Consider the following 17,324-nt stretch of genomic DNA (forward strand, 5'->3'; position numbering starts at 1 on the left):
TAGATTCAAAATAATCCCTTACTTATCATGCAAGTAAGGGATTTTATTTTTTACTGACAGACAGCTAAGGTTTATGTCTCGCCAACATCGCTTTAAGCCCAGCGACCCCTTTTTGCCCTTTTTCTTGCTTTTCTTGAGCACTTAACACTTTCTTTTTATTGGTATCCCAATGGAGATCGTCTTGAGGCAATTCATATAGAAAACGACTGGGCTCTGGACGAATTAATTCACCGTATTGACGCCGCTCTTTACATAATGTGAAAGTTAATGTCTTTTGTGCTCGAGTAATACCGACATAAGCTAAACGCCGCTCTTCTTCAACGTTATCTTCATCGATACTACTTTGATGAGGCAAGATCCCCTCTTCCATGCCAACCAGAAAAACATGTGGAAATTCCAGTCCTTTTGAGGCGTGAAGCGTCATTAATTGCACTTGATCTAACTCTTCATCGGTTTCGCCACGCTCCATCATATCGCGCAGAGTAAAACGGTTGACCACTTGAGAGAGCGTCATGGGTTCATGTAACTCATCCCCCTCAAGCATTTCACTCATCCAAGAAAAAAGCTGGTTAATATTTTTCATTCTCATTTCAGCCGCTTTCGCGCTACTAGAGGTTTCATATAACCAACTTTCATAATCCATTTCATGAAGCAAATCACGTACAGCAAGCAAAGGCTCACGCTCTGATTGTTGTACAATTCGCGCCATCCACTGTGAAAAAGCCTGTAATGCACTTAAACCTCGCCCTGTTAACGTTTGGCTTAATCCCAAGTCAAAACAGGCATTAAATAAGCTTTTATCACGGACTTTAGCCCACTCCCCCAACTTTTGGATAGTCATCGGGCCTATTTCACGACGAGGCTTATTGACGATACGTAAGAATGCAGCATCATCATCCGGATTAGTGATCACTCTTAAGTAAGCCAAAATATCCTTGATCTCTTCACGGGAAAAAAACGAGGTTTCACCCGAAATGCGATAAGGAATGCGATTTTGCATCAAATACTTTTCAAAAATACGCGACTGGTGATTACCTCGATAGAGTATTGCGTAATCTTTATAATTAGTTTTATTAATAAAATGATGGGCAATCAGTTCCCCCGCTACACGCTCAGCTTCATGCTCTTCATTATTAGCGGTTAATACTCGTAGCTCATCCCCATAACCTAATTCTGAAAACAGCCGTTTTTCAAATACATGGGGATTATTTTCAATTAAAATATTAGCTGATTTTAAAATACGCCCTGATGAGCGATAATTTTGTTCCAGTTTGATCACATTTAGCTGTGGGAAATCTTTTTGCAATAACACCAGATTTTGGGGACGCGCACCACGCCATGAATAAATAGACTGATCATCATCTCCCACCACAGTGAAACGAGCTCTTTCACCCACTAACCATTTCACCAACTCATATTGGCTTGTATTGGTATCTTGATATTCATCCACCAGCAGATAACGAATACGCTGTTGCCAGCGCGCCCTTACTTCTTCATTAGTACGTAATAGCAAGGTAGGCTTACTGATTAAGTCATCAAAATCCAATACATTACAGCTTAGTAAATGTTGCTCATAACGTCGAAAGCACTCGGCAAAAGTATGATCTTGCTGCGATTGTGCTCTACCAATCACTTGCTCAGGTGTAAGCATGTCATTTTTCCAGTTAGAGATTTGACTCTTTAACTGTGATAGCAAATCTTTATCTTCTTCTAATAAATCTACCGTTAATTCTTTTAATAATGCGGATTGGTCTTGATCATCAAACAAAGAAAAGTTGGATTTTATGCCTAATGCTTTGTATTCTCGCTTAATAATCTCCAATCCTAATGTATGGAAGGTCGAGATCATTAATCCTTTCGCCTCTTGTTTTCCCAATGTTTGAGCAACACGCTCTTTCATTTCACGCGCCGCTTTATTGGTAAAAGTCACCGCAGCAATCTGCTTAGCAGAATAACGGCATTGACGAATAAGGTAAGCAATTTTATTGGTTATCACTCGTGTTTTACCCGAGCCGGCTCCCGCCAAGACCAGACAAGGACCTGACACATATTCAACTGCTTTTTGCTGACCGGGATTTAATCGCATACTTTTTCCAAACTTCATTAACCAAGAATATCACGGGGAGTCATTGTAGCAGAAAGCGCATAGGAAAATGGTTCAGTTTTTTGAGCTTTATTTCTCTAGGTAAAGGAAGTTTAACCTTGTTTAATAAAGTTTTACTTTGTATAATATTCAAACAAATATGGAGGTGTATATTATGAGTATAAAAAGCGAATTAATAGCCACTAAAGTTGATATAGAGCTCAAAGAGGCTTTTGTTGCAATAGCTCGAAATAAACACAGACCAGCCTCTCAAATCTTAAGAGATCTCATTCGAGTTTATGTGGAAAGTAATCAAACACAACCAAATGAAAAAACATTAAACACTTTTGCAAAAACAGATAAAGGTGATGATGTTTTTTATGCTGAAGATGCCCATGATTTATTCAAAAAATTGGATATCTAAATGCGAAAAGTGAGTTATTCAGGACAATTTAAAAAAGACTTAAAACTCGCAGAAAAGCGAGGAAAGGATATTAATAAACTAAAAGAGATTATATTACTATTAGTGCAAGGAAAACGACTACCTGCTCAATTGAAAGATCATCCATTAACAGGAAACTGGAAGCCTCGTCGAGATCTTCATATCGAACCTGATTGGCTACTTATTTATAAAATAGACAATGATACTGTTCATTTTGACAGAACTGGCTCACATTCTGATTTATTTAAATAAAAACCACATATCAAATTGATAGATATGTGGTTTTATCTTTTTAAAATATATTTAGCACTTATTTTTCTAAGCTATCTATTTCAAGATAATAAACTTATATTCTGTTTTATCTTTTAAAATATATTAGTACTTATTTTTCTAAGCTATTTGCGTGAGAAGAAGGCGGCAAAGGAGGTTATCCCAAGGAGCATACATTAGTATGTGACTTGGGTAACCGAGTGCAGCCAACGCACTTATCGCGTAAAGAGCGACGAAAAATTAGTTAGCAACAGCAATCTTTTTCATATCCGTCATATACCCTCTTAATTTCTTACCGACAATCTCAATAGGGTGCTGACGAATGGCTTCATTGATATCACGCAATTGAGCATTATCTGTCCCACTATCTGGAACATGCTTCGCTAAATCGCCACTTTGCAACGTCGTCATAAACTCTTTTAACATCGGCACGGCGGCAAAAGAGAACAGATAGTTACCGTACTCCGCGGTATCTGAAATAACCACATTCATTTCATACAGACGTTTACGCGCAATCGTATTCGCGATTAATGGCAATTCATGCAGTGACTCATAATAGGCAGACTCAGCGATAATGCCAGCTTCAATCATCGTATCAAACGCCAGCTCAACACCCGCTTTAACCATCGCAACCATCAATACGCCATGATCAAAATACTCTTGCTCGCTGATTTTACCTTCATATTCAGGATAATTTTCAAATGCGCTTGCACCCGTTTCTTCACGCCATGTCAGCAAGTTTTTATCATCATTTGCCCAATCTGCCATCATGGTTTCAGAGAATTTACCTGAAATAATATCATCCATATGTTTAGCAAACAGTGGTGCCATAATCTCTTTTAATTGCTCTGATAAAGCATAAGCACGCATTTTGGCAGGATTAGATAATCTATCCATCATCAAGGTAATACCACCTTGTTTCAGAGCTTCTGTAATCGTTTCCCAACCAAACTGGATAAGCTTACCTGCATAGCCCGGTTCAACACCTTCAGCAACCATTTTGTCATAACACAGCAGAGAGCCGGCTTGTAACATACCACACAGGATAGTTTGCTCGCCCATCAGGTCTGATTTTACTTCCGCAACAAAAGATGATTCCAACACTCCCGCACGATGTCCACCTGTGGCTGCCGCCCATGCTTTCGCAATGGCCATACCTTCACCTTTAGCATCATTTTCTGGGTGAACAGCAATTAGGGTAGGTACACCAAAACCACGCTTATACTCTTCGCGCACCTCAGTACCTGGACATTTTGGCGCAACCATCACAACGGTAATATCGTCACGAATTTTTTCACCCACTTCAACGATATTAAACCCATGAGAATACCCCAAAGCGGCGCCTGACTTCATCAGTGGTTGAACGGCTTGAACAACGGCGGAGTGCTGTTTATCCGGCGTTAAGTTAACCACTAAATCGGCTTGCGGGATCAATGCTTCATAGGTTCCTACTTCAAAACCATTTTCAGTGGCACGACGCCATGAAGCACGCTTTTCATCAATAGCCTCTTGGCGTAATGCGTAGGCGATATCCAGTCCTGAATCACGCATATTTAAACCTTGGTTTAAACCTTGTGCACCACAGCCAACAATAACGACTTTTTTACCTTTTAGATAATTAGCCTCATCGGCAAATTCGTCACGAGACATAAAGCGACATTTACCCAGTTGCGACAACTGCTGACGCAGATTCAATGTATTAAAATAATTGGCCATGAGCGACTCCCAAATCGTTGTGTATATGTTTGCTATTGTTATCCCCACTCTCGGTGAGGTATTGCATGACTTTACTATAGGGGATGAAAGCCATTGCTTAAATTGATATATTTACAAGATGATGTTGCAATAAATGCAACGTTATTTTTACTATTTACCTAGGCGGCTGACCATGGATATTCGCGATCTCAAACTCTTCTTACATCTTGCTGAAAGTTGCCATTTCACCAAGACTGCGCAAGCCATGCATGTCAGTCCATCCACGCTTTCACGTCAGATCCAGCGTCTTGAAGAACAACTAGGGCATCCACTTTTTTTGCGTGATAACCGCCAAGTCACACTGACTGATGCAGGGGAGCAACTTAAACGTTATGCTCAACACACCTTATTGCAATATAAGCAACTCAAACATACGCTAAACCAGAACAGTCCCAGCTTGTCTGGAGAGCTACGTCTATTTTGTTCAGTCACTGCAGCTTATAGTCACCTTCCGCCGATCCTTGACCGTTTTCGTGCGGAAAATCCCTTAGTCGAGATAAAATTGACTACCGGTGATGCCGCAGATGCTGTGGATAAAGTTATCTCAGATGAAGCCGATTTAGGTATTGCAGGAAAACCAGAGAAGTTGCCTGAAAATATCTGCTTTGAGAAAATAGGCGAGATCCCCTTAGTTCTTATTGCCCCTGCTCTACCGGGTAATGTTCGACACCTTGCTACACAAGAAAAACCGGATTGGCTCAATATTCCCTTTATCATTCCTGAACACGGCCCATCACGACAGCGCATTGCTTTATGGTTTAAACGCCATCGAATTCAAAATCCTCTTATTTATGCCACTGTTTCAGGGCATGAAGCGATTGTTTCAATGGTTGCTCTTGGTTGTGGTATCGCACTTATTCCGCAAGTTGTCGTCGATAACTGCCCTGAGCCGGTACGAAACCGTATCTCTTTGCTCGATAATATATCGCTGGTAGAACCCTTTGAACTTGGCGTTTGTGGTTTACACAAACGCCTTCAAGAGCCTGTGATCAGTGCGTTTTGGCGCCTACTCCACCACTAAGCTGGCTGTTTGTGGTGAAAGAAATAACTGAAAAGACGGATTTCCTGTCTCATCATGATATTCATAACCTAACGCATCTAAATGCCGTTCAAAACGCCCTTCCGTTTCAGGTAACTCAAACGCCACCAGCACACGGCCATAATCAGTACCATGGCTTCGGTAATGAAATAGCGTAATATTCCAGTAAGTCCCTAATGTTTTAAGAAACTTCATTAATGCACCCGGTGCTTCTGGAAACTCAAAGCTAAACAGACGCTCTTTTAATGGCTGATTAGGGCGACCACCGACCATATAACGCACATGCAATTTTGCCATCTCATCATCGGAGAGATCGGAGACTTGATAACCCGCCTCCGTTAGCTGTTGCACGATTTCCTTACGCTCTTGTAGCCCTTGGCTTAAACGCACACCGACAAAAATACGTGCATTTTCTGGATCGGCATCGCTATAACGATAGTTAAATTCAGTAACAACACGTTGTCCTAAAATTTGGCAAAAACGCAAAAAACTACCCTTTTGTTCGGGAATTGTAACGGCAAATAGCGCTTCTCGTTTTTCACCTAGTTCACAACGTTCCGAAACATAACGTAAGCCATGGAAATTGACATTAGCGCCAGAAAGTACGTGGGCTAAACGTTCCCCTTTGATCTGATGCTCCTCAACATATTTTTTTAGCCCTGCTAATGCTAAAGCACCAGAAGGCTCTGCAATAGCGCGTACGTCCTCAAACAGATCTTTTACAGCGGCACAAATTGCATCACTATCAACGGTTATCACATCATCAACATACTTTTGGCATAAACGGAAGGTTTCATCGCCAATACGTTTGACAGCGACACCTTCGGCAAATAATCCAACGCGAGGTAACTCAACAGGATGTCCTGCTTCTAACGCTGCTTTTAAACAAGCAGCATCTTCTGCCTCAACACCAATGATCTTTATTTCAGGCATCAGTTGTTTAATTAATACAGCAACCCCAGCAATTAAACCGCCGCCGCCAACAGGTACAAAAATACGATCAAGATGGACGTCCTGTTGTAACAGCTCCATTGCTAATGTTGCTTGCCCTGCAATCACGGCGGGATGATCAAAAGGAGGCACAAAGGTATATCCCATCTCTTTTGCCAAAGCGATGGCTTTTGCTTTTGCTTCATCAAAGTTAGCCCCATACAACAACGCTTCACCACCAAACTGGCGTACGGCATCCACTTTGATATCCGCCGTTGCAATAGGCATTACAATTAATGCTTTTACACCCATTCGATTAGCTGATAACGCCACCCCTTGGGCATGATTTCCCGCTGATGCAGTAACCACCCCTTTTGCCTTTTGCTCCGGCGTTAACCCTGCAATCATGTTATAAGCGCCACGCAGTTTAAAGCTATGTACCGGTTGTCGGTCTTCTCGTTTAACTAAAATGGTATTTTCTAGACGCTGAGAAATTTTTGCCATCTCTTGCAAAGGTGTCACGACAGCAGCTTCATAAACAGGCGCACTTAATGCGGCTTTTAAATATTCAGCACTACTTGGTGCTGAAGTTAAAGGTCTAAAGGCTGCCATGAGTTAGCCCCCTAATTTAGATTTGTCACGTACAGCACCTTTGTCTGCACTGGTTGCTAAAGACGCGTAGGCACGTAAAGCAAAAGAGACTTGGCGCTGCCTATCTTTAGGTGTCCACGCTTTATCTCCACGAGCAAGTTGTGCTTCACGACGGGCTGCTAGTGTTTTCTCATCTACCCGTAAGTTAATTTCGCGATTTGGAATATTGATATCAACAATATCCCCTTCTTCCACTAAACCAATGATCCCACCATTTGCCGCTTCCGGTGAAACGTGTCCGATAGATAACCCCGAGGTTCCACCAGAAAAACGTCCATCCGTGATTAATGCGCACGCTTTGCCTAATCCCATTGATTTTAAATATGAGGTTGGATAGAGCATTTCTTGCATACCGGGCCCCCCTTTCGGGCCTTCATAACGGATAATGACCACATCACCCGCAACGACCTTGCCACCTAAAATTGCCTCTACCGCATCATCTTGGCTTTCGTATACTTTAGCAGGGCCACTAAACACTAAATTATCTTCATCCACACCCGCGGTTTTAACAATGCAACCATCTTGCGCTAAATTACCTGATAACACGGCCAAACCACCATCTTGGCTATAAGCATGCGCTTTACTTCGGATACACCCCTGTTCACGATCGGTATCTAAAGTCGGCCAACGGCAATCTTGTGAAAAAGCTTTTGTGGTACGAATACCTGCGGGACCGGCTTGGTACATTGATTTCACTTGCTCATCTTGGCTTAGCATCACATCATATTGTGCTAATGTTTCAGGCAAACTTAAGCCTAAGATATTATTAACATTACGATTAAGTAATCCTGCTCTGTCTAATTCACCTAAAATCCCCATCACCCCACCTGCTCGGTGCACATCTTCCATATGATATTTTTGGGTACTTGGTGCCACCTTACATAAATGAGGAACTTGGCGAGAAAGTCTGTCGATATCTTCCATCTTAAAATCAACATCACCTTCTTGCGCGGCAGCTAATAGATGTAAAACGGTATTTGTTGATCCCCCCATGGCGATATCTAAGATCATCGCATTTTCAAATGCTTCTTTTTTAGCGATATTACGTGGTAATGCAGATAGATCATCTTGTTCGTAATAACGTTTAGTTAATTCAACAATACGCTTACCCGCATTAATAAATAATGTTTTACGATCAGCATGGGTTGCTAATAATGAACCATTACCCGGTTGCGATAATCCTAACGCTTCAGTCAAACAATTCATTGAGTTTGCCGTAAACATACCAGAGCATGATCCACATGTAGGGCAAGCAGAACGCTCAATTTGTTCACTATCAGCATCACTGACATTAGGATTAGCCCCTTGGATCATCGCATCAACCAGATCTAACTTGATCAATTGATCAGAAAGCTTGGTTTTACCCGCTTCCATCGGTCCACCAGAAACAAAAATGACTGGGATATTTAAGCGTAAAGACGCCATCAGCATACCCGGTGTGATTTTGTCGCAGTTAGAAATACATACCATGGCATCTGCACAATGTGCATTGACCATATATTCCACAGAATCAGCAATTAACTCACGGGAAGGTAACGAATAAAGCATGCCACCATGTCCCATCGCGATACCGTCATCCACCGCAATAGTATTAAATTCTTTAGCCACACCACCCGCAGCTTCAATTTGCTCTGCAACCAGTTTTCCTAAATCCCGCAAATGCACATGACCGGGTACAAATTGAGTAAATGAATTTACAACTGCGATAATAGGTTTACCAAAATCAGCGTCAGTCATTCCTGTTGCACGCCATAATGCGCGGGCGCCAGCCATGTTGCGACCATGTGTCGTTGTTGCTGAACGGTATTTAGGCATTTTTCACACTCCTGCGATAATAACAGCGAGTAGGGAACGAACTACTCGCTCAATAAATGTATTTAATTATGATTATGGATTGACAGGATCTAACCAGCCGTATTTGTCTTCGGTTTCACCCGTAAACAAACCAAAGAAAGCTTTCTGAATAGCTTTTGTTACTGGACCACAGCGACCAATACCAACTTGAATACCATCAACGCTACGAACTGGTGTAATTTCTGCAGCGGTACCAGACATAAACACTTCATCAGCAAGATAGAGAGATTCTCGAGACAGGACTTGTTCACGAATTTCATAACCGAGATCTTTCGCTAATTTAATAATTGCGTCGCGAGTGATCCCCGGTAGCGCAGATGAGGTAAATGGAGGAGTAAAAATAACGCCATCTTTTACTTCAAATAAGTTCTCACCAGCCCCTTCAGAAAGATAACCATGAACATCTAATGCAATCCCTTCTTGATAACCATGGCGACGAGCTTCACTGCCCACTAACAATGAAGAGAGATAATTACCTCCTGCTTTGGCAGCCGTAGGAATAGTATTAGGTGCTGCTCGATGCCAAGAAGAAACCATCGCATCAATCCCTTTATCTAACGCCTCTTCACCTAAATATGCCCCCCATGGGAATGCAGCAATAATGATATCGGTTTTATAACCTTCTGGTGGATTAACCCCCATTCCGACATCACCAATAAAAACTAAAGGACGAATATAAGCGCTGACTAACTGGTTTTTGCGCAATGTTTCGCGACAAGCTTCCATTAACTCATCAACACTTTGCGCGACAGGCATACGATAAATTTTGGCAGAATCATGCAATCGTTGCATATGCTCACGATGGCGAAAAACGACAGGCCCTTTATGGGAATCGTAGCAACGTACTCCTTCAAATACAGACGTTCCATAATGTAGTGCGTGAGACATGACATGTACTTTTGCCTCAGCCCATGGAACCATTTCACCGTTGAACCAAATATAATCAGCTTGCTTTGTCATTCTTCTATCCTTACATGGCACTAAGTGCACTTATGAATTGTAATTTTTCTTTTTGTTGTTGATGTAAGACCTGAATACCTGCAACATCAGCTAACTTTGTTAACTGGCTACATAAAAGATCAACAGGTCGTTGACTGCTCACAGTCAGAGCTAAATTAATATAGTTACTTTCTGTGATATTCATATTCATTGAGCATATATGAAAACCACGGTGGCGGATAACTCTCAAGATACGTTCTAAGATCTCTGGACAAAAACGGGCTTCAATTGTGATATTGTGTTGGTTCATTTTGATTTCTCCATCATCTCATCATTGCTTGCGCCCGGCGGGACTAAAGGCCAGACATTCTCTGCATCATCGATAGATACCTGTAATAAATAAGGGCCATCACTGGTTAATAAACATTTAATTGCTTCAGCAACCTGTGCTTTTTCTGTAATACGCTGCCCCGGAATATCAAAAGCTTTTGCCAAAGCAACAAAATCAGGGTTGTCCGTTAAAATGGTTTCACTATAACGTTGCTCAAAAAACAGCTCTTGCCATTGGCGTACCATACCAAGCCGCTGGTTATCCAATAACACCAATTTAATAGGTAATTGCTTACGTTTAATGGTGCCTAACTCCTGCACATTCATCATAAAAGAGCCGTCACCAGAGACACAGATAACACACGCATCAGGTCTAGCTATTTGCGCACCAATAGCCGCGGGGATACCAAATCCCATCGTGCCTAACCCACTAGAAGTAATAAAATTTTCTGGCGCATCAAATGTCATATGCTGTGCTGACCACATTTGGTGCTGTCCAACATCTGTTGTCACAATGCTATTTTCAGGCTTAGCATCAGATAACTGTTTTAACAACAAAGGAGCATAAATTGCTTCACCGGGATGATCATAGCGCCAAGCATATTCAGCGATTAATTGCTGTACCTCTTCTTGCCATGCCTCAATAGCTAACGGTTGAGATAACTTAGGTAATAACACTTTGGCATCACCTAACAAAGCAATATGGGCTTGTTTTAATTTATTAAGCTCTGCGTAATCGATATCGATATGGATCACTTTTGCATTGGGTGCAAAAGTATTTAAACGACCCGTTACGCGATCATCAAAACGAGCGCCTACAGCAATTAATAAATCACTACGTTGAACGGCATAATTAGCAGCTTTTGTACCATGCATACCCAACATACCTAAATAATTGGCATCAAATGCATTAGCACAACCTAACCCTTTCAATGTCGAAACAACGGGGATTTGCGTCTGTTTTACAAACGATCTTAGCGCCTCAACACCTTGGCTAATTGCTACACCGCCCCCAACATACAAAATCGGCTTTTTCGCTTGTGCTAACATCTGCAGAGCCTGCGCGATTTCGTGTTCGGGATAGGGAAACTCTTGCTCTTGTGGCAATGGATAATCAGCTAAATGTGAAGCATCAGCTAATTGCACATCTTTAGTAATATCAATTAACACAGGGCCTGGACGCCCTTGCTTAGCGATCGAAAATGCTTCTGATACGACTCTTGGCAGTTCATTCACATCAGAAACCAGAAAACTATGTTTGGTGCATGCTAAAGAGAGCCCAAGTACATCCACCTCTTGAAAAGCATCTGTCCCGATTAAATTTGAAGCAACTTGCCCTGTGATAGCAACAACAGGCACAGAATCTAACAATGCATCAGCAAGACCTGTGATGACATTAGTAGCGCCTGGGCCTGATGTCGCGATACAGACACCAGTTGTACCGGTAGAACGAGCAAATCCGATAGCAGCGATAGCGGCTCCCTGCTCATGACGACACAAAACATGTTCGACACCGCCATCATAGAGTGCGTCATACACAGGCATAATCGCACCGCCAGGATAACCAAAGACCGTTTCCACTCGCTGTTTTCGTAATGCTTGAACTAACCACTGTGCTCCATTCATTCTTTCACCCTGCGTCTTAACTTCTTGTTTAATATTAATTTATTTTCTTTTTTATTCTCTTTAAAAACCTTGGCTCAAAAAAAACCCCCGCGCCTTTCGGTGCGGGGGTTTTTCTGAGATCCGGCTAGTTTAGTTAGCCTTTCTTCGTCCTAGTGCAGCCCCGCACAGTGGGTTAATAATCACCACCACGCTGACAATAATTAGGCTAATCACTAGGACGATAGTATTCATAATATTAAAATTCTTTTTCTGTAGTAAAAAATAGTATGTGTTGTGTTCTCTTTCACTCTGTCCTTTTAGAGTTACCATGATATTTTCATGTTGACAATGATTATTTTTAAAATAATTCTAACCACATGAAACATATAGCTATTTTTATCTCTCCGTCACGCACCAGAATATAACACTACTTAATAATTATATTGCAGTGGTTAATACTGAAAGAAAAACCATTAATTTACTATTTGTTCTGTTAATAGAAATAATTAAATTCAAAAATAAAAAGTTTCGTATAAATAATAATTTTTTATCCAATAATTATTTTTTAACTTTATTTATTTTCTATATTTTTCAATAAATTAAATATTTACGAGATATCTCTCATTTAATTAACTTCTTATTTAACACCTTAATAAAAATAAATTAAAAAGAGAGAAAATAATGGAGAATAAAAAAATGGCATTAGCAGTAATATATACGCGAGCCTCATTAGGGATCTCTGCACCACTTATTACTATTGAGGCTCATATTAGCCAGGGATTACCAGGACTCACTTTAGTTGGTTTACCTGAAACTGTCGTAAAAGAAGCGAAAGATAGGGTAAGAAGCGCATTAATAAATAGTGGATATAGTTATCCAGCAAAAAGAATTACGATTAATCTTTCACCCGCTGATTTACCTAAAGAAGGAGCCCGCTATGATTTACCCATTGCGTTAGCTATCTTAATTGCCTCAGAGCAATTAATCTCTGATAAATTAAATAGTTATGAATTTATCGGTGAGCTTGCACTTTCCGGTAAATTACAAAAAGTGAATGCGGTTATTCCCTCAATTTTAAGCGCCAACAAAGATAATAGAATATCTATCATTTCTATTGAACATCAATCAGAAGTTTCGCTCTTACCTAATAAATCCGCGTTATTAGCTAGCCATCTTTTGGATATTTGTCATCATTTAGAAAATAACACTCCATTAATTGAAGCTAAAAACAATATTAATCACAAAACAATTGAAAACCAAAATAATAAAGATATTAGTGATATTATTGGACAAAATAACGCAAAAAGAGCTGCAGAAATCACAGCAGCAGGAAATCACAACATTTTATTTCTTGGCCCTCCCGGCACAGGAAAAACAATGTTGGCGCAACGCATTAATACTCTCTTACCTCCACTTACAGCTAAAGAAGCCCTTGATGTATTAATTATCAGTAGCCTATCAAATACGATACATCATGATGGTAAATGGCCTTTACGTCCTTTTAGAGCACCTCATCATACGGCATCTGCCGTTGCTTTAACCGGAGGTGGATCTATTCCTAAACCCGGTGAAATTACACTTGCACATCATGGCATTTTATTTTTAGATGAATTGCCGGAATTTGATAGACGTGTGTTAGATGCACTTAGAGAGCCTCTTGATGCGCGCAAAATTACCATTTCACGCGCTAAAGCCAAAATTAGCTATCCCGCAAATGTGTTACTTGTCGGTGCATTAAATCCAAGTCCTACAGGGCACTATCAAGGTACTCATAATCGAACGCCCGTAAAACAAGTATTACGTTATTTAAGCAAAGTATCGGGACCTTTTTTAGATAGGTTTGACTTATCCGTTGAAATGCCATTATTACCTCAAGGTGCACTACTACAATCGACCCATACAAATGAATCGAGTAGCATCATACGAGCTCGAGTTTTACAAGCCAGGGAACGTCAGTTCCAGCGAAGTGGCAAGCTTAATACTTATTTATCAAGTAAAGAGATTGAACATTTTTGTCAATTACATACCGAAGATGCACTCTTTCTTGAAGAGACATTGAATAAATTAGGCTTATCTATTCGTGCATGGCATAAAATTTTAAGAGTTTCGAGAACTATTGCCGATCTTGAGAATGAGCAAAAAATACAACGAAATCATCTTATTGAAGCGTTGAGTTTTCGCGCCATGGATAGACTGATGATCTATTTACAAAAACAGTTAGAAGGGTAAGTAAAAAAGGAGCGAAATACGCCCCTTTTAAATTAAAACTAATGATATTAATCATCAGAATCGGTATAGTCATCAGATGGATCGAGCTGTGGCTTTCCACCCGATAAGGTATGAAAACGTTTTGGACGACTTATACGACTGGTATATTTCTTCCAAATTTTTTCTTCAACAGTAGCTGCTTCTCGTTCGCCACGACACATGGCAACAAATAATTTTTCCGCTTCAGTTGCAGGCTCTCGTTTGCCTAAATCAAGTTCATTGAAAGCTTGACCATGACGTTCCAATATCTGGGCTTCCTTGATAGTGAAATCGCCATGACGAGAAAAACCACGCGGATAATGTTTATTGTCAAAAAAACGATTAGTCGTGATAAAACTTTCTGCCATCTGACACACTCCTAATTCTCTATCGTCATACTTATGGCGCGGAGTATTAGGGAGTCATGCGGTTCTGTAAAACAAAATATTTAAATCGTAACGACAAATTTTTTTGGAGATAGATGTGGATACCGAATTACTGAAAACCTTTTTGGAAGTCAGTAAGACAAGACACTTTGGCCGAGCCGCTGAATCTCTTTATTTAACACAGTCTGCGGTCAGTTTTAGAATACGCCAATTAGAAACCCAACTTGGGACAAATTTGTTTACTCGCCATCGTAACAATATTCGCTTAACACTCGCTGGAGAAAGGCTTATCCCTTATGCTGAGTCATTAATGAATACCTGGTTACAGGCAAAAAAAGAAATTAGCCACGCCTCCCAACACTCAGAACTTTCAATTGGTGCGACAGCATCGCTCTGGGACGCTTATCTAACCTCTTGGCTACAAGAGGCTTACTTAAAAAGAAATGAGCTTAGAATTGAATCTAGAGTCTCTACAAGGCAATCTCTAGTAAAGCAGCTTCATGCTCGTGAGCTAGATCTGCTTTTTACTACAGAAGCACCCAAAATGGATGAGTTGGAAAGTAAAGTAATTGGTAATATCACATTTCAACTAATGAAAAGAGCATCACATCTGAACCAGCAAAGCGCACAATTTATCAAAATTGAGTGGAGTGCTGATTTGTCACCACTTTCACAAAATAGCTCTGCACCAAAAACAGAACCTATTTTGACAACAAATTCAGCTATGATTGCTTATCAGTTAATGAAAACAACAAATGCCGTTGCTTTTTTACCTACTCATTGGCTCGATTTATATCCCGATCTCTCACCAGCAGCAGTAGAGATCATCCAAAAACCTCTATTTGCTGTATGGCTCAATACCAGTGATCAACAAGTGTTAATTCAGCAACTACTTTCTCAACCTGTCTCCAACCATCAGTAGCATTGTGCTTCAGTCAAATTGATATATCAGTAATAAAATTGATGATTGAAGCACATGTTATTACTAATAACAGATTCAATACCCAGAAAAATATTATGTGAATAATGTTAGATTAATCATTTGGATGATACATAGAGTTATAAATACGATTTAGGATTGGAAGAGTTGGAAGGATTGGAGAAAAATATAGTGGTTTTTATATAACAAAAAGCCCAGTTAATTAACTGGGCTACAAAGTAGTATAAATTTTGTTATTACTTAATTGGTAACTGGCAGGGGCGGAGAGGCTCGAACTCCCAACACCCGGTTTTGGAGACCGGTGCTCTACCAATTGAACTACGCCCCTAAATAGTTGGCGGAACGGACGGGACTCGAACCCGCGACCCCCTGCGTGACAGGCAGGTATTCTAACCAACTGAACTACCGCTCCGCTTATTCTTTACGCACTTAATGTCTTTTTACATTAAGGCTTTAATTTAATGCTTGGCAGTTCCCTACTCTCACATGGGGAGACCCCACACTACCATCGGCGCTACGGCGTTTCACTTCTGAGTTCGGCATGGGATCAGGTGGGACCACCGCGCTATGGCCGCCAAGCAAATTCTGTTTTAATCACTCGCTTCTTTCCTTTCGGTAAGTCGCCAGTAATTCAATCTTGAACAAGCTGACTTTATCGTTTTGTCTCTCTGACAAAACACCTTCGGTGTTGTCAGGTTAAGCCTCACGGTTCATTAGTACTGGTTAGCTCAACGTATCGCTACGCTTACACACCCAGCCTATCAACGTCTTAGTCTTAAACGTTCCTTTAGGTCGCTTAAAGCGACAGGGAAGACTCATCTCGAGGCAAGTTTCCCGCTTAGATGCTTTCAGCGGTTATCTCTTCCGCACTTAGCTACCGGGCAATGCCATTGGCATGACAACCCGAACACCAGTGGTGCGTTCACTCCGGTCCTCTCGTACTAGGAGCAACCCCTCTCAATCTTCCAACGCCCACGGCAGATAGGGACCGAACTGTCTCACGACGTTCTAAACCCAGCTCGCGTACCACTTTAAATGGCGAACAGCCATACCCTTGGGACCTACTTCAGCCCCAGGATGTGATGAGCCGACATCGAGGTGCCAAACACCGCCGTCGATATGAACTCTTGGGCGGTATCAGCCTGTTATCCCCGGAGTACCTTTTATCCGTTGAGCGATGGCCCTTCCATTCAGAACCACCGGATCACTAAGACCTACTTTCGTACCTGCTCGAGCCGTCACTCTCGCAGTCAAGCTGGCTTATGCCTTTGCACTAACCGCATGATGTCCGACCATGCTTAGCCAACCTTCGTGCTCCTCCGTTACTCTTTAGGAGGAGACCGCCCCAGTCAAACTACCCACCAGACACGGTCCCCGACCCAGTTTATGGGCCTAGGTTAGAACATCAAACGTTAAAGGGTGGTATTTCAAGGTTGGCTCCATGCAGACTGGCGTCCACACTTCAAAGCCTCCCACCTATCCTACACATCAAGGCTCAATGTTCAGTGTCAAGCTATAGTAAAGGTTCACGGGGTCTTTCCGTCTTGCCGCGGGTACACTGCATCTTCACAGCGAGTTCAATTTCACTGAGTCTCGGGTGGAGACAGCCTGGCCATCATTACGCCATTCGTGCAGGTCGGAACTTACCCGACAAGGAATTTCGCTACCTTAGGACCGTTATAGTTACGGCCGCCGTTTACTGGGGCTTCGATCAGGAGCTTCGCTTGCGCTAACCCCATCAATTAACCTTCCAGCACCGGGCAGGCGTCACACCGTATACGTCCACTTTCGTGTTTGCACAGTGCTGTGTTTTTAATAAACAGTTGCAGCCAGCTGGTATCTTCGACTGGCTT

Annotated in this window: 14 protein-coding genes, 2 tRNA genes and 2 rRNA genes; 5 read left to right on the forward strand and 13 right to left on the reverse strand. The window is 41.5% G+C overall.

All coding sequences use genetic code 11. From position 1 onward, the window contains the following. Positions 1-64 precede the first annotated feature (64 nt). Positions 65-2,086, reverse strand: coding sequence for a DNA helicase Rep (gene rep, locus AACV00_RS01740; RefSeq protein WP_004249673.1), 2,022 nt, complete (start codon positions 2,084-2,086; stop codon positions 65-67). 172 nt (positions 2,087-2,258) lie between these two features. Here rep and AACV00_RS01745 point away from each other — a divergent pair, with 172 nt between their 5' ends. Together AACV00_RS01745 and AACV00_RS01750 are read left to right on the forward strand one after the other, a co-directional pair. Further along, positions 2,259-2,507: a hypothetical protein gene (locus tag AACV00_RS01745; protein ID WP_004253075.1), complete on the forward strand. Its 249-nt coding sequence runs from the start codon at positions 2,259-2,261 to the stop codon at positions 2,505-2,507. Next, a complete protein-coding gene (locus AACV00_RS01750) occupies positions 2,508-2,777 on the forward strand; it encodes a type II toxin-antitoxin system YafQ family toxin (RefSeq protein ID WP_004246360.1) in 270 nt (89 codons plus the stop codon). It abuts the gene before it with no gap. Positions 2,778-3,035: 258 nt separating this feature from the next. Here AACV00_RS01750 and ilvC read toward each other — a convergent pair whose 3' ends face one another. Further along, positions 3,036-4,511: a ketol-acid reductoisomerase gene (gene ilvC, locus AACV00_RS01755; protein WP_012368696.1), complete on the reverse strand. Its 1,476-nt coding sequence runs from the start codon at positions 4,509-4,511 to the stop codon at positions 3,036-3,038. 172 nt (positions 4,512-4,683) lie between these two features. Here ilvC and ilvY point away from each other — a divergent pair, with 172 nt between their 5' ends. Next, complete coding sequence (gene ilvY, locus AACV00_RS01760) at positions 4,684-5,571, forward strand: HTH-type transcriptional activator IlvY (protein ID WP_004246362.1); 888 nt, start codon at positions 4,684-4,686, stop codon at positions 5,569-5,571. Here ilvY and ilvA read toward each other — a convergent pair. The 6 genes from ilvA to ilvL form a co-directional block, all read right to left on the reverse strand. Then, the gene (gene ilvA / locus AACV00_RS01765) at positions 5,557-7,131 is read right to left on the reverse strand and encodes a threonine ammonia-lyase, biosynthetic (RefSeq protein WP_004246363.1); all 1,575 of its coding nucleotides are present in this window, start codon (positions 7,129-7,131) and stop codon (positions 5,557-5,559) included. The genes ilvY and ilvA overlap by 15 nt on opposite strands. Before the next feature lie 3 nt (positions 7,132-7,134). Next, entirely contained in the window at positions 7,135-8,985 is a 1,851-nt protein-coding gene (gene ilvD / locus AACV00_RS01770; RefSeq protein ID WP_004249676.1) for a dihydroxy-acid dehydratase, read from the reverse strand. 72 nt (positions 8,986-9,057) lie between these two features. Next, complete coding sequence (locus AACV00_RS01775) at positions 9,058-9,984, reverse strand: branched-chain amino acid transaminase (RefSeq protein WP_004246365.1); 927 nt, start codon at positions 9,982-9,984, stop codon at positions 9,058-9,060. Between the two features lie 10 nt (positions 9,985-9,994). After that, positions 9,995-10,273, reverse strand: a complete 279-nt coding sequence (ilvM, locus tag AACV00_RS01780; RefSeq protein ID WP_004246366.1) for an acetolactate synthase 2 small subunit — start codon at positions 10,271-10,273, stop codon at positions 9,995-9,997. Continuing rightward, positions 10,270-11,919, reverse strand: coding sequence for an acetolactate synthase 2 catalytic subunit (gene ilvG, locus AACV00_RS01785; RefSeq protein WP_104459348.1), 1,650 nt, complete (start codon positions 11,917-11,919; stop codon positions 10,270-10,272). Before ilvG ends, ilvM begins: the two co-directional genes overlap by 4 nt. Before the next feature lie 129 nt (positions 11,920-12,048). After that, a complete protein-coding gene (gene ilvL, locus AACV00_RS01790) occupies positions 12,049-12,150 on the reverse strand; it encodes an ilv operon leader peptide (protein WP_017827031.1) in 102 nt (33 codons plus the stop codon). 444 nt (positions 12,151-12,594) lie between these two features. Here ilvL and AACV00_RS01795 point away from each other — a divergent pair, with 444 nt between their 5' ends. Then, a complete protein-coding gene (locus tag AACV00_RS01795; RefSeq protein WP_036920151.1) occupies positions 12,595-14,127 on the forward strand; it encodes a YifB family Mg chelatase-like AAA ATPase in 1,533 nt (510 codons plus the stop codon). A 47-nt stretch (positions 14,128-14,174) separates the two neighbouring features. On the opposite strand, the gene AACV00_RS01800 is transcribed toward AACV00_RS01795, so the two are convergent. Next, a complete protein-coding gene (locus AACV00_RS01800; RefSeq protein ID WP_004246370.1) occupies positions 14,175-14,513 on the reverse strand; it encodes a DUF413 domain-containing protein in 339 nt (112 codons plus the stop codon). A gap of 115 nt (positions 14,514-14,628) precedes the next feature. Here AACV00_RS01800 and hdfR point away from each other — a divergent pair, with 115 nt between their 5' ends. Next, positions 14,629-15,453, forward strand: a complete 825-nt coding sequence (gene hdfR / locus AACV00_RS01805) for an HTH-type transcriptional regulator HdfR (RefSeq protein ID WP_036919565.1) — start codon at positions 14,629-14,631, stop codon at positions 15,451-15,453. Positions 15,454-15,723: 270 nt separating this feature from the next. Here hdfR and AACV00_RS01810 read toward each other — a convergent pair. From AACV00_RS01810 to AACV00_RS01825, 4 genes are all read right to left on the reverse strand, one after another. Beyond that, positions 15,724-15,799, reverse strand: a tRNA-Trp gene (locus tag AACV00_RS01810). A gap of 7 nt (positions 15,800-15,806) precedes the next feature. Next, positions 15,807-15,883 (reverse strand) — tRNA-Asp (locus AACV00_RS01815). Positions 15,884-15,934: 51 nt separating this feature from the next. Then, positions 15,935-16,050: ribosomal RNA gene (gene rrf / locus AACV00_RS01820) — 5S ribosomal RNA — on the reverse strand. 113 nt (positions 16,051-16,163) lie between these two features. Continuing rightward, positions 16,164-17,324: ribosomal RNA gene (locus AACV00_RS01825) — 23S ribosomal RNA — on the reverse strand; the annotation flags it as partial.

Origin of the sequence: Proteus sp. G3927 (assembly GCF_963894685.1) — a bacterium.
Lineage (GTDB): Bacteria > Pseudomonadota > Gammaproteobacteria > Enterobacterales > Enterobacteriaceae > Proteus > Proteus mirabilis.

Excerpts from the sequence above, each read along its gene's own strand:
- ilvY (WP_004246362.1), top strand. The coding sequence starts at position 4,684 with ATGGATATTCGCGATCTCAAACTCTTCTTACATCTTGCTGAAAGTTGC.
- AACV00_RS01800 (WP_004246370.1), bottom strand. The coding sequence starts at position 14,513 with ATGGCAGAAAGTTTTATCACGACTAATCGTTTTTTTGACAATAAACAT.
- AACV00_RS01750 (WP_004246360.1), top strand. The coding sequence starts at position 2,508 with ATGCGAAAAGTGAGTTATTCAGGACAATTTAAAAAAGACTTAAAACTC.
- AACV00_RS01795 (WP_036920151.1), top strand. The coding sequence starts at position 12,595 with ATGGCATTAGCAGTAATATATACGCGAGCCTCATTAGGGATCTCTGCA.
- ilvC (WP_012368696.1), bottom strand. The coding sequence starts at position 4,511 with ATGGCCAATTATTTTAATACATTGAATCTGCGTCAGCAGTTGTCGCAA.
- rep (WP_004249673.1), bottom strand. The coding sequence starts at position 2,086 with ATGCGATTAAATCCCGGTCAGCAAAAAGCAGTTGAATATGTGTCAGGT.
- AACV00_RS01775 (WP_004246365.1), bottom strand. The coding sequence starts at position 9,984 with ATGACAAAGCAAGCTGATTATATTTGGTTCAACGGTGAAATGGTTCCA.
- AACV00_RS01745 (WP_004253075.1), top strand. The coding sequence starts at position 2,259 with ATGAGTATAAAAAGCGAATTAATAGCCACTAAAGTTGATATAGAGCTC.
- ilvL (WP_017827031.1), bottom strand. The coding sequence starts at position 12,150 with ATGAATACTATCGTCCTAGTGATTAGCCTAATTATTGTCAGCGTGGTG.
- ilvM (WP_004246366.1), bottom strand. The coding sequence starts at position 10,273 with ATGAACCAACACAATATCACAATTGAAGCCCGTTTTTGTCCAGAGATC.
- ilvA (WP_004246363.1), bottom strand. The coding sequence starts at position 7,131 with ATGGCAGCCTTTAGACCTTTAACTTCAGCACCAAGTAGTGCTGAATAT.
- ilvG (WP_104459348.1), bottom strand. The coding sequence starts at position 11,919 with ATGAATGGAGCACAGTGGTTAGTTCAAGCATTACGAAAACAGCGAGTG.
- ilvD (WP_004249676.1), bottom strand. The coding sequence starts at position 8,985 with ATGCCTAAATACCGTTCAGCAACAACGACACATGGTCGCAACATGGCT.